Raw genomic sequence first — 12,475 nt, 5'->3', positions numbered from 1 at the left:
CCTGAGGTGATCTTCACCGACTGTACCGACGGCCCCTTCCGCGCCGGACCGGGCCTGACAGGTGAGGCCGTGGGCCCGTGGCACCCGACTGCCGAGCCGGTGGGCCGCGGCCGGGCGGCAGGCCGGCCGCGGAGTCACGAAGGGCCCCGGGTCAGGCGTCGGGTCCCGCGGCGGAGGACGGGGACTCGACCTGGTCCCAGCCGACCACCGGGCCGTCGTCCCGGGACAGCAGGACATCCCCTGGCCGGGCACCGTGGCGGTGACCGGTGTCGCCGTCGGGGAATCCGTCGAGGGCTACCCGGATCCGCTCCGCGGGCAGGCCGCGCCGGAGCAGGGCATGGGCGGCCGCCCGGATCTTCCCCGCGGGACCGCAGACGTAGGCCGCGGTGTTCCGGGGCTCGAACCGGGCCCCGTCCAGGAGAGCCGTGACGGCGCCGACGGGACCTTCCCAGGCGGGGCCGGGGCGGTCGACGGTGACCGCGCAGTGCGGGGGGCCGTGCGCCGCCGACCAGGCGTGTGTCTGCTGGGCGTAGAGGATGTCGTCCGGGGTGCGGGCGCCGACCAGGACGTTCAGGTGTCCGTACGACTGCGGTGCGGCGAGCGCGTCGAGGACGAGCGGGCGCAGTGGCGCCGGGCCGAGTCCGTCCGCGACGACCAGCAGGTCCTGCCCGGCGGCCCTGTCGAGTTCCCAGCCGGTGCCGAACGGGCCGCGCAGACCGACCCGGCCGCCCGGCCGGAGGGCGCACAGCGCGGCCGAGACCGCCTCCAGCGACCGTATCGTCAGGGCGAGTTCGTGGCGGTCGATGCGGGACGCCGGTACCGGGATCGCGCCCACCCCGAGGGCGTGCACCAGGGCGTAGCGGCCGGGCGTGAACGGCGCGAGCAGCCCGGCGCCGGTCGGCGCGAGGGTGAGGGTGACCGTGTCGGCCGTCTCGTCGCGCGCCTGGGTCACCTGATAGGGGAGGGGAACGTCGTCCATGGCCGGCCTCCGCTGCCGTAGGGGCGTACGTACCGGTACGAGGACCGTCCGGTCGCTCACCGGCGAGGTGCGCCGGGTCGAGGGTGCCCCTTCCAGCGTGGACGCATGAGGGGGCGGGCACCACAGGTCGCCGCCCCCGGGCGCGGGGCGACGGGCCCATAGGGCCGTTCGGCCCCCGCCGGGGACCTGCGGCCCCTGCACCGTGGCCTTCCGGGACCGGAGGCTGGAAACACATCGTCCGCCCGGCCCGGGAGAGGGGGACCATGCTCCGCAGTGTCACCGTGGGTCCCGCCGGCTCGCCCGGACACCGGGCCGCCGCCGCGTGGGCGGGCCGCGAGGCAGGCTCGGGCGGCCGTCGTCGAGGCCGGTCCGCGTCCGGGAGCCGGACCCCGCTCCTCTCACCGGACGCCCCCGTCGCTGTCGTCCCGCGCGACCGACCCCCCGAGGGGACCGGAACATGAAGCCATTAATCGTACGAGTGTTCGGGTGTCTTCCGGTCGTCACGAGGCGCCCCGTTCTCTCGGCCGGCCCCGGGCAGGTCCCTGTCCGGCGTGTCACCCGTCCGGCTCCGCGGCGGGCGAGGGCCCGGCGGCGGACGACCGTGCCTCGGTCGGGCAGGGCACGCGGGCGGTGCGAACGGGGGCCGTGCGGCGGGGTGATCCCGCGTGAGGAGGGAATCACCACCATGGTGGACAAAGCCGCCTTCGCCGTGTCCCGGCCCGGGTTGCGGCCCGGCGGGAAACTCGTGAGGGTGGCCGTGCCGGCGTACGGCGCGATCCGGGCCCTGATCGACGGCACGGTCCGGGCCCCGGTCCACGGCACGATCCGCGCCGGCGTCCCGGTGACGGGTTCCGACCTCGGGACGCGGCAGGATTTCGCGGTCCTTCGGCCGCACGCGCCGGGTCCGACCGTATCCGTCCACGGGACCCGTCCGCTCGCGGCAGTGGACCAGCCCATCGACGAGAGGCCGCGCGGTCGGGACAGGACCGGGATCGTCCTCGATCCCGGCACGGGAAGGTGAGGATCTTGGAGCTTCCCCTCGTCGTGGGCGTCGACGGCTCCGCACCCAGCCTGCGCGCCGTGGACTGGGCGGCGGACGAGGCGGCGCTGCGCGGGGCCCCGCTGCGGCTGGTGAACGCCTCACTGTGGGAACGCTACGAAGGAGTCTCCGCCGCCGGGGGAGCGGACCGGCCCTCGGAGCAGGTACTCGTCGAGGACGTCGTCGACGCGGCCACGCGGCGTGTCCGTGACCGGCGGCCCGGCCTGGCGGTGTCCGCCGACGTCCTGCCCGACGACCCGGTGAGCGTCCTGCTGCACGAGGGGCACGGTGCCTGCGCGCTGGTCATCGGCTCGCGCGGGCGCAACGGGCTCGTCGAACTGCTGCTCGGCTCGGTGAGCCTCGCGGTGGCCGCCCGTGCCGACTGCCCGGTGATCGTGCTGCGCGGCGGCCAGGAGAGCCGGGCCGCGGCCGGGAAGCACCGCCGGATCGTCCTCGGGGTCGGCGACGGCCCGCACAACTCCGCACCCGCGCGCTTCGCCCTCCAGGAGGCACAGGCCCGCGGGGCCGCCCTGGACGCGGTACGGGCCTGGCGGTGGCCCGGCCGGGAGCCGACGGACCAGCCGCCCGTCGAGGGGGAACCCGCCCGACTGCACGAGCGGCAGGCGGTGGAGATCCTGGAGTCGGCACTCGCCGGACCCGCGGCTGACCATCCGTCGGTGGACCTCCGCCTGCGGCCCGCCGAGGGGCCCGCCCGCGGCGTGCTGCTGGCCGCCGCGGCCGAGGCGGACCTGCTGGTCGTCGGCGCCGAGCGGCACCGCGGACACGTCGGGCTGCCGGTCGGCCGGATCGCGCGCGCCGTCCTGCACCGGTCCGACTGCCCGGTCGCCGTCGTCCCCGGCCGGGCGGAGACACCGTGACCGGCTCAGAGGCTCGCCGCATGGTCGGGGACGTACGTCTGAAGATCGCGTGGCGGGCGCTCGTACCCGGTCGACGGCGGCCTGGGCGGGAGTTCCAGCACCAGCGGGGGCACCTCGTAGTAGGGCACCGAGCCGAGCAGATGGGCGATCATGTTCAGCCGGGCGCGGCGCTTGCTGTCGCTCTCGACCACGAACCAGGGCGCCTCCGAGATGTCGGTGTGCACCAGCATCTCGTCCTTCGCCCGGGAGTACGCCTCCCAGCGGGTGATCGACTCCAGGTCCATCGGGGAGAGCTTCCAGCGCCGCGTCGGATCCTTCAGCCGGCGCCGGAACCGGTCCTGCTGCACCGCGTCGCTCACCGAGAACCAGTACTTGCGCAGCACGATCCCCTCCTCCACGAGCATGCGCTCGAAGAGCGGGCATTGACGCAGGAAGAGTTGGTACTCCTCCTGGGTGCAGAAACCCATGACGTGCTCGACACCGGCCCGGTTGTACCAGCTCCGGTCGAACAGAACGATCTCCCCGGCGGCCGGCAGATGCTCGACGTACCGCTGGAAATACCACTGGGTGCGCTCGCGCTCGGTCGGCCTGGGCAGCGCCACGGTCCGCGCGACCCGCGGGTTGAGGTGCTCCGAGACCCTTTTGATCGTGCGGCCCTTGCCCGCCGCGTCACGCCCTTCGAAGATCACCACGAGCCGGGCGCCCTCGGCCCGCACCCACTCCTGCAGCTTCACCAGTTCCGTCTGGAGCCGCAGCAGCTCCCGCTCGTACACCGCTTCCGGCAACGACGCCGTCCCCTTGCCGGCCATGCCACCTCCTCCGCCCGCTGACTTGCCCCGATGACTTCGGAGTCACCATGCCCAAGGTCCAACCGTCCAAGGTGGAACAACAGGACGCCACCGTACTGAGCGACGAGGAACTGCGCACCCTGGACGCCCACTGGCGGGCCGCCAACTACCTTGCCGTGGGCCAGATCTACCTGCTGGCCAACCCGCTGCTGACCGAGCCCCTGACCCCGGCCCACATCAAGCCGCGGCTGCTGGGTCACTGGGGCACCTCGCCCGGACTCAACCTCGTCCACACCCACCTCAACCGGGTGATCAGGGCCCGCGGTCTGGACGCGCTGTGCGTCTGGGGGCCCGGCCACGGGGGGCCCGCGGTGCTCGCCAACTCCTGGCTGGAGGGCTCCTACAGCGAGACCTACCCGGACGTGTCACGGGACGCGGCCGGCATGGAGCGGCTGTTCCGGCAGTTCTCCTTCCCCGGTGGCGTGCCCAGCCATGTCGCCCCCGAGACACCGGGCTCGATCCACGAGGGCGGCGAGCTCGGCTACTCCCTCGCGCACGCCTACGGCGCCGCCTTCGACAACCCGGACCTGCTGGTCGCCTGCGTCATCGGGGACGGCGAGGCGGAGACCGGACCGCTGGCCGCGTCCTGGCACTCCAACAAGTTCCTCGACCCGGTCAACGACGGGGCCGTCCTGCCGATCCTGCACCTCAACGGCTACAAGATCGCCAACCCGACCGTGCTGGCCCGCATCCCCGAGCCCGAACTCGACGAGCTGCTGCGCGGCTACGGCCACGACCCCATCCACGTCACCAGTGACGACCCGCACCAGGTGCACCGGGCCATGGCCGACGCCTTCGACCGGGCCCTGGACCGCATCGCGCTGATGCAGCGCACCGCCCGCGAGGACGGCGTGAGCGAGCGCGTGCACTGGCCCATGATCGTGCTGCGCACGCCGAAGGGGTGGACCGGACCCGCGGAGGTCGACGGCCTGCCCGTCGCGGGAACGTGGCGCGCTCACCAGGTCCCGCTCGCCGGCGTCCGGGAAAACCCCGCCCATCTGCGTCAGTTGGAGTCCTGGTTGCGCTCCTACCGCCCCGAGGAGCTCTTCGACGCCGAGGGCCGGCCGGTCGCCGAGGTCCTCACCTGTGTGCCGGAGGGGGCGCGCCGGCTGGGCGCCACCCCGCACGCCAACGGCGGTCTGCTCGTACGGGAGCTGCCCATCGCGCCGCTCGACGACTTCGCCGTGCCCGTCGACAAGCCGGGCACGACCCTGCACGAGCCCACCCGTGTCCTCGGCGACCTTCTCGAACAGGTGATGAAGGACACCGCGCACCGCCGGGACTTCCGGCTGGTGGGCCCCGACGAGACGGCCTCCAACCGGCTGGAGGCCGTCTACGCCGCGAGCGGCAAGGCCTGGCAGGCCCAGACACTCCAGGTGGACGAACACCTGGACCGGCACGGCCGGGTCATGGAGATCCTGTCCGAACACACCTGCCAGGGCTGGCTGGAGGGCTATCTCCTCACCGGCCGGCACGGCCTGTTCTCCTGCTACGAGGCCTTCGTCCACATCGTCGACTCGATGGTCAACCAGCACATCAAGTGGCTCAGGACGTCACGGGAGTTGTCGTGGCGTGCTCCGATCGCCTCCCTGAACTACCTGCTGACCTCGCACGTCTGGCGCCAGGACCACAACGGCTTCTCCCACCAGGACCCCGGTTTCGTCGACCACGTCCTCAGTAAGAGCCCGGAGGTCGTGCGGGTCTATCTGCCGCCGGACGCCAACACCCTGCTGTCGGTGGCCGATCACGTGCTGCGCAGCCGTGACTACGTCAATGTCGTCGTCGCGGGCAAGCAGCCCTGCTTCGACTGGCTGTCCATGGACGAGGCCCGCGCCCATTGCGCCCGCGGTGCCGGAGTCTGGGAGTGGGCGGGCACGGAGAACGGTGGCGAACCGGATGTCGTCCTGGCCTGCGCGGGTGACGTTCCCACCCTGGAGGTCCTGGCCGCGGCCCAGTTGCTGCGCCGGCTGCTGCCCGGTCTCGCCGTGCGTGTCGTGAACGTCGTCGACATGACCCGGCTGATGCCCCGCGAGGACCATCCGCACGGGATGAGCGACCTGGAGTACGACGGACTGTTCACCACCGACAAGCCGGTGATCTTCGCTTACCACGGCTACCCGTGGCTCATCCACCGCCTCGCCTACCGCCGTACCGGCCACCCCCACCTGCACGTCCGCGGCTACAAGGAGATGGGTACCACGACGACGCCGTTCGACATGGTCGTCCGTAACGACCTGGACCGCTACCGGCTCGTCATGGACGTCATCGACCGGGTCCCCGGCCTCGGTGTCCGCGCCGCCTCCGTGCGCCAGCGGATGGCCGACGTCCGCACCCGCCACCATGCCTGGATCCGGGAACACGGCACCGACCTGCCCGAGGTCGCCGACTGGACCTGGACCGGCTGACGACCGGCGCCCCGTGCGCCCCGTGCGCCCCGTGCGTGTCGTGCGTGAAGGAGTTCACCGTCGTGACCGCACACCACGGGCAGGCGCCCGACGCCCGGTGAGTACCGGGCCGAGCGGCACCGCCGTACCCCGAGCGCCACGGGGTACGGCGGCCGTCCTCCTCGACACCGACGGGGCGACGGGCGGTTGCGGCGCGAGTCCGGTCCGGGGGGTCTCGTCGCCGTCCCGGTGATGAGACCGGGGCCCCCGGACAGTACGGTGAAGACACGAGAGCTTGTCCGAGCTGCCCTGTCTGCCCTGTCGGTCGGAGGAAGCGATGAGCGGGGACGAGAGCCAGGGGTCCGGGCAGCATCTGCCCGGACTTCGGCTCGACGAGCTGCTGGGCGAGCTCCAGGTGCGTATCGACGCGGTGCGTGGTACCAGGGACCGTCTGCACAGCTTGCTGGAGGCCGTCCTCTCGGTCGGGCGGGAGCTGGACCTGCCGCAGGTGCTGCGCAGCATCGTGGAGGCCGCGGTGGTGCTCGTGGACGCCGAGTACGGGGCGCTCGGCGTGATCGGCGGGGACCGGAAGCTGTCCGAGTTCCTGACCGTCGGGATCGACGAGGAGCGGCGCGCGCGGATCGGGGCGCTGCCCAGCGGACACGGGCTTCTCGGCGAGCTGATCCGGCGCCCGGTGCCCTTGAGGCTGCCGGAACTCTCGGAGCACCCGGAGTCGTACGGCTTCCCGGCCCACCACCCGCCGATGCACTCCTTTCTCGGGGTTCCGATCAGGGTGCGCGACGATGTGTTCGGGAACTTGTATCTCACCGAGAAGCGCAGCGGTACGCAGTTCGACGCCGAGGACGAGTCGGTCCTGTCGACGCTGGCGGTCGCGGCCGGGGTGGCCATCGAGAACGCGCGGCTGTACGAGGAGACGCGCCTGCGGGAACGCTGGCAGCGGGCCAGCGGAAAGGTCACCAGCATGCTCCTGACCGGCGCGCCCGGCGAGGAGGTGCTGGAGCTGATCATCGACGAGGCGCGGAAGATCGTCTGCGCGGACATGGGGATGATCGCGGAGCGGGTGCCGGGCGAGGAGGCCCTGCGCCCGGCACTGGCGGTCGGCCTCGGGGCGCGCGAGCGCAGCGGCCTGGTGATGTCCTCCGGGGACGGCCTCGTGGGAGCCGCGCTGGCCACCGCCGAGCCGGTGGTCAGCGCCGACATCGCGAACGACACCCGGCCGGGCGCGGGCGCGGCCCCCTGGGCCGGGCTCGGCCCCGTGGTGGCGGTGCCGCTGGGGATCAGCGGAAAGGCGCGCGGAGTGCTGCTGCTGGGGCGGGAGCCGGGCGGCGTACCGTTCGGTGACGCGGACACCGGACCGCTGCTCGGGTTCGCCGACCAGGCCGCCCTCGCCCTGGAACTGGCCGAACGGCGCCGGGACGCGGAACAGATCGCGCTGCTCCAGGACCGCGACCGCATCGCCCGCGACCTCCACGACCTCGCCATCCAGCGGCTCTTCGCGGCGGGCATGACCCTGCAGAGCGCGCAGCGCTTCATGGAGCATCCCGAGGGCATGGAGCGACTGACGCGGACCGTCGACGACCTGGACGACACCATCAAGATCATTCGGTCCACGATCTTCGGTCTGCGCGCGCACGGCGCGGGTACCAGGGAGGACAGCGGTCTGCGCGGCCGGGTCTCGCAGGCGGTGACGGCCTCGGCCACCTCGTTCGGGTTCTCGCCCGCGCTGCGGATCGAGGGGCTCGTGGAGACCGATGTCCCCGGCGAGATCGCCGACCACGCCGTCGCGGTGCTCGGCGAGGCACTGAGCAACGCGGCCCGGCACTCCGGGGCACGGGCCGTGGACGTCCGGCTCCGGTGCGGCGAGGGCGAGTTGACGCTGACGGTGACCGACGACGGCTGCGGGGTGCCCCCGGGGGCCGCGCGCAGCGGGCTGCGGAACCTGGAGGAACGTGCCGTCGCCCTGGGCGGAGCGCTGACACTCGGCGAGAGGCCGGAGGGCGGCGGTACGCGGCTGGTGTGGCGGGTGCCGGTGGCCCCGGCCGAGGCCCCGGCCCCGGCCCCGACCGACTCGCGGACGGCCGGGGGACCGGAGGGCGTCTGAGAGACGGGTGGTCCGGGTGGTGTCCGGCGGGCGGAGGTCGGCGGGCGTCCGTGAAGGGTGGTGTCCGGGGGCCGGTGGCCGTCCGTGAAGGGTGGTGCCGGTGTGCCCCGCACCGCCGGCACTCCCCGGGGTCAGCGACTCTTGCGGTCGGCGGTGTCGGGGTTCTCCAGGTGGCTGGCCAGGACCGCTGCCTGGACTCGGCGCTGGACACCGAGTTTGGCCAGCAGCCGGGAGATGTGGTTCTTCACCGTCTTCTCGGACAGGTACAGCTTCTTGCCGATCTCCCGGTTGGTGAGCCCGTCCCCGATGAGTGCGAGGATGTCCCGCTCGCGGGGTGAGAGGCCGGCGAGTTCGGGAGCGAGGGCAGGTTCCCCGGCGGGGTCGGCGCGCAGTGACCGCATCAGCCGGGCCGTCGTGGTCGGATCCAGCATCGACTGGCCCGAAGCCACGGTGCGGACTGCCGAGACCAGGTCGGAGCCCTTGATCTGTTTGAGTACGTATCCCGAGGCTCCCGCCATGATCGCGTCGAGGAGGGCTTCCTCGTCGTCGAAGGACGTCAGCATCAGGCAGGCCAGTTCCGGCATCTGGCTGCGCAGCTCGCGGCAGACGCTGATCCCGTCGCCGTCCGGCAGGCGGACGTCGAGCACGGCGACGTGCGGACGCAGCGCCGGGCCGCGCACCAGTGCCTGTTCGACGCTGCCCGCGTCGCCGACCACCGAGATGTCCGGCTCGGCGTCCAGGAGATCGGTCAGGCCACGGCGTACGACCTCGTGGTCGTCCAGCAGAAAGACCCGGATCGGGTTCTGTTCCGTGAAGGCACGCGCCTCGGCCATGAAGACCCCTAGTTCGCTTGTTCCCTGGCGGACTGCCGTTCTCCGACGGACCGCGGACCGTTCCCGGGTGGACCCACGACCAGGATCACGAGCGCTATGACGACGATCATCGCCTTCCGGGCCCGGGTGCACCAGGGCCGGCCGGTCCAACCCGGGCGGTGCGGCCGACGAAGGGCACCGGCGTCAGCCGAGCGGGCCGCTGCCGTAGGGCGCGTACAGGTCCAGCAGCCGTGTCCGTGCCGACCGCAGCCGTCGGGCGACGGTGTCCCCCACCCACTCGGCCACCGCCATTCCCAGCACCGGGTCGTCCTGGCACATGACCCGCGCTTGCTCGGCGTCGAACTCGAACGCGCGCACAGGGCTCGTCGTCTCGGCGCCGAGGTGCCAGATGTGGGGCCCGAACAGCCAGGACCAGCCGATGAGTTCGTTGTGCCCGAGAGTCTCGATGACGGCCGCGCGCCGGCCCGGTACACGCAGGTCGAGCGTGATCGTGCCGGTCCGGATGATCCAGAACCGGTCGGCGCGCCTGCCCTCCTCGAACAGACGGGTTGCCTGCGGGAACGACACCTCGCGGGCGAGACGCAGCAGGCGCTCGCGGTGTTCGACGGGCAGTACCCGCAGCCTGGTGAATGTGGGGGAGGCGTTCATGTCCCTGTCTCTTCCTGACGCGGGGCCCTGCCGCATCCACACTCTCCCCGTCCGGCGAATGGGGCCAGGGGCCACCCGGCCCCGAGGACCGGGCCGCATGGCATCTGCCGGGACGGCCACCACGGTCCGTCCGCGCACCCCGTACCGCGGGCCGTCCTGCCCCGTCCGGTCCGGCGAAGGGCCCGACCGGCCCAAGCGGACCGCGTCCACCGCGGTCACGCTGGACGTACCAGGCCGCTTCGTACGAGTGCCCCGCCCGGCCGGCCGCGAGGATCGCGCCCTCGGACAGGACGACGACCGGGGAATCCCGCAGGACGACGACCAAGGGCCCCGCAGGACGAGGACCCGGGCCTCCCGACAGGAAGAAGTGAGGGCCATGTCCCGACAGATCCCGCCGAACACGGTGGACCCGGCGGTGGACCGCGCACAGGGCGACATCGGGCGCCGTATCGCCCAACGACGTGAGGAACTGGGCCTGACCAGGGAGGAGACGGCCGACCGGGCGGGCACGGCTCCCGGCTACATCCGGTACATCGAGGAACAGCCCACGGCCACCCCGGGCGTCGGTGTGCTCATTCGGCTCGCCGACGTCCTGGAGACCAGCGTGGCGGCCCTGCGCGGCGGTGACGCCGACCTGCCGCCCGGCGTCGGCCGGGCCGCCCGCCACCCCGAACTGCTGGTGCTCGACACCGACGAGTGCCGGGCGCGGCTGTCGACGCACGGTGTCGGAAGGCTGGCCATGGACACGCCCAGCGGTCCGTACATCGGTCCGTTGAACTACAGCGTCGTGGACGGCGCGGTGGTCTGCAGGACGGCACCGGGCTCGACACCGGCCGCTGCCGACGGAGCCCGGGTCGCCTTCGAGGTCGACCACCTCGACGAGGCGCTGAGCCAGGGCTGGAGCGTGCTCGTACGCGGTCGGGCCCGCGCCGTGACGGACCCGGCCGCCGTACGACGGCTGGAGGAGCTCTCGTACAGTGCTCCCTGGGCGGGCGGCGAGGGCCTGACGTGGCTGTCCATCGACACCGCCGAGATCTCCGGACGCCGGATCAAAGTCGACCGGTGATGTATCCCGACGACGGTTTCCGTGAACTCGACCGGCAGGAGTGTCTCGTCCTGCTGGTCCGGGCGCCGGTCGGCCGTATCGTGCACACGCGTCACGCCCTGCCCGCGGTGCTGCCGCTGAACTTCTGTCTGGACGCCGACTCCGCCGTACTGCTGCGGACGGCGGCGGACTCGGACCTGGCCCGTTCGGTCGACGGCGTGGTCGTGGCCTTCGAGGCGGACGAGGTCGACGCCCGCGCGCACTCCGGCTGGAGCGTCGTCGTCACCGGCCGCGCGACGGTGGTCACCGACCCCGCCGAGCACGGCAGGCTGTCCCGCACCGGCCCCCGCTCCTGGGTCACCTCGCCCCGCGACGTCTTCATCCGCATCGAACCCGAACTGGTGACCGGCCGTGAACTGGTCGCCGGACGCACGGCGTACGGAGTCGACCTCTCCCTCTGAGAACTGCGCGCCCCCGGAGAACGTCCCCGCCCGTCCGCGAACCCTGCTCCCTCGAGAACCCGGCTCCCCCGAGAAGGACCGACCCCGAGAAGGACCGACCCATGCGCATCGTCGTGGCGCTCGGCGGCAACGCCCTGCTGCACCGGGGTGAACGCCCCGACGCGGCCGTTCAGGAAGCCAACGTCGACCGGGTCACCACCGCCATCGCCGCCCTCGCCCACGAGCACGAGATCGTCATCACGCACGGCAACGGGCCGCAGCTCGGCCTGCTCGCCGGCGAGAGCGCGGCCGACTCGGCCCTGAGCGCCCCCTGCCCGCTGGACCTCCTCGGTGCCCAGACCCAGGGACTGATCGGCTCCCTGCTGGCCCGCAGCCTGCACGACGCCCTGCCCGGTCGTCGGATCGTAGCCCTGGTCACCCACACTCTCGTGCGCGCCGACGACCCGGCCTTCGACCACCCAACGAAGCGCGTCGGCCAGGTGTACCCACGGGACGTGGCGTCGTCTCTCGCCGCCGGGTGCGGCTGGCGCTTCGCCGCGGAGGGCACGGGCCGGCGACGCGTCGTGCCCTCCCCGGAGCCCGAGCGGGTGTGGGAGACCGACACCGTCCATGAGCTGCTGACGGGCGGCACCCTCGTCATCTGCGCCGGCGGCGGAGGCGTCCCCGTCACCGCCGACCGCGACACCGGCGCGCTGACCGGCGTGGAGGCCGTCGTCGACAAGGACCTCACCGCGGCGCTGCTCGCCGAGGACCTGGAGGCCGACTTCCTGCTCATCCTCACCGACGTGCCCTGCGTCTACACCGGGTACCGCACCCCCGGGCAGCGGCCGCTCCTCGGCGTCACACCCGCCGAGCTGCGCCGGGGCGGCTTCACCGACGGATCCATGGGGCCCAAGGCCGAGGCCGCCGCGCGCTTCGTCGAGCGCACCGGCGGACCGGCCGCGATCGGCGCCCTGGACGCGGCCTACGAGATCGTCCACGGCAGGTCGGGCACCCTCGTCCGACCGGACCTGCCCGTCGAGTGACGCGTCGTCCACCGGGAGCGGACCACCGGAGCGGCGGGTGTTCCGGACCGGCGGTCCCCATGAGTGGTCCGTTGGCTCATTCATGGCACAGCCCGAGCCAGCCGAGATGAGCCAATGGCGCACCGGGAGCGACCTCTGTTGAGCCAGGTGGGCCGCGGATGGTGTGATGTCCCCATCGACGGCGCTGCGGACTCCCGCGGCGCCTTTTTCATG

At 72.9% G+C, this 12,475-nt stretch carries 11 protein-coding genes; 7 read left to right on the top strand and 4 right to left on the bottom strand.

What is annotated here, in order from left to right:
• Positions 1 to 151: 151 nt before the first annotated feature.
• Positions 152 to 979: a ferredoxin reductase domain-containing protein gene (locus tag OHB41_RS06785; protein ID WP_266697032.1), complete on the bottom strand. Its 828-nt coding sequence runs from the start codon at positions 977 to 979 to the stop codon at positions 152 to 154.
• A gap of 685 nt (positions 980 to 1,664) precedes the next feature.
• Here OHB41_RS06785 and OHB41_RS06780 point away from each other — a divergent pair.
• Together OHB41_RS06780 and OHB41_RS06775 are read left to right on the top strand one after the other, a co-directional pair.
• Positions 1,665 to 2,000, top strand: coding sequence for a zinc-dependent alcohol dehydrogenase family protein (locus OHB41_RS06780; protein ID WP_266697031.1), 336 nt, complete (start codon positions 1,665 to 1,667; stop codon positions 1,998 to 2,000).
• A 5-nt stretch (positions 2,001 to 2,005) separates the two neighbouring features.
• The gene (locus tag OHB41_RS06775) at positions 2,006 to 2,896 is read left to right on the top strand and encodes a universal stress protein (RefSeq protein ID WP_266697030.1); all 891 of its coding nucleotides are present in this window, start codon (positions 2,006 to 2,008) and stop codon (positions 2,894 to 2,896) included.
• 5 nt (positions 2,897 to 2,901) lie between these two features.
• On the opposite strand, the gene ppk2 is transcribed toward OHB41_RS06775, so the two are convergent.
• A complete protein-coding gene (gene ppk2 / locus OHB41_RS06770; protein ID WP_266697029.1) occupies positions 2,902 to 3,705 on the bottom strand; it encodes a polyphosphate kinase 2 in 804 nt (267 codons plus the stop codon).
• A 47-nt stretch (positions 3,706 to 3,752) separates the two neighbouring features.
• Here ppk2 and OHB41_RS06765 point away from each other — a divergent pair, with 47 nt between their 5' ends.
• Both OHB41_RS06765 and OHB41_RS06760 read left to right on the top strand, forming a co-directional pair.
• The gene (locus OHB41_RS06765; protein WP_266697028.1) at positions 3,753 to 6,149 is read left to right on the top strand and encodes a phosphoketolase family protein; all 2,397 of its coding nucleotides are present in this window, start codon (positions 3,753 to 3,755) and stop codon (positions 6,147 to 6,149) included.
• A 316-nt stretch (positions 6,150 to 6,465) separates the two neighbouring features.
• Positions 6,466 to 8,250: a sensor histidine kinase gene (locus tag OHB41_RS06760; protein WP_266697027.1), complete on the top strand. Its 1,785-nt coding sequence runs from the start codon at positions 6,466 to 6,468 to the stop codon at positions 8,248 to 8,250.
• Between the two features lie 131 nt (positions 8,251 to 8,381).
• On the opposite strand, the gene OHB41_RS06755 is transcribed toward OHB41_RS06760, so the two are convergent.
• A complete protein-coding gene (locus tag OHB41_RS06755; RefSeq protein WP_266696886.1) occupies positions 8,382 to 9,083 on the bottom strand; it encodes a response regulator in 702 nt (233 codons plus the stop codon).
• Between the two features lie 183 nt (positions 9,084 to 9,266).
• A complete protein-coding gene (locus tag OHB41_RS06750; RefSeq protein WP_266697026.1) occupies positions 9,267 to 9,731 on the bottom strand; it encodes a Crp/Fnr family transcriptional regulator in 465 nt (154 codons plus the stop codon).
• Positions 9,732 to 10,107: 376 nt separating this feature from the next.
• Here OHB41_RS06750 and OHB41_RS06745 point away from each other — a divergent pair, with 376 nt between their 5' ends.
• From OHB41_RS06745 to OHB41_RS06735, 3 genes are all read left to right on the top strand, one after another.
• On the top strand, positions 10,108 to 10,797 hold the full coding sequence (locus tag OHB41_RS06745; RefSeq protein WP_266697025.1) for a helix-turn-helix domain-containing protein: 690 nt from the start codon (positions 10,108 to 10,110) through the stop codon (positions 10,795 to 10,797).
• Complete coding sequence (locus tag OHB41_RS06740; protein ID WP_266705714.1) at positions 10,797 to 11,237, top strand: pyridoxamine 5'-phosphate oxidase family protein; 441 nt, start codon at positions 10,797 to 10,799, stop codon at positions 11,235 to 11,237. The genes OHB41_RS06745 and OHB41_RS06740 overlap by 1 nt, the downstream gene beginning before the upstream one ends.
• A 101-nt stretch (positions 11,238 to 11,338) precedes the next feature.
• A complete protein-coding gene (locus OHB41_RS06735; RefSeq protein WP_266697024.1) occupies positions 11,339 to 12,262 on the top strand; it encodes a carbamate kinase in 924 nt (307 codons plus the stop codon).
• The last annotated feature ends 213 nt before the right edge of the window (positions 12,263 to 12,475 follow it).

This window comes from Streptomyces sp. NBC_01571 (assembly GCF_026339875.1).
Classification (GTDB): Bacteria; Actinomycetota; Actinomycetes; order Streptomycetales; family Streptomycetaceae; genus Streptomyces.
Note: the sequence above shows the minus strand (reverse complement) of the source record. Positions and strands in the feature narration are given on the sequence as shown.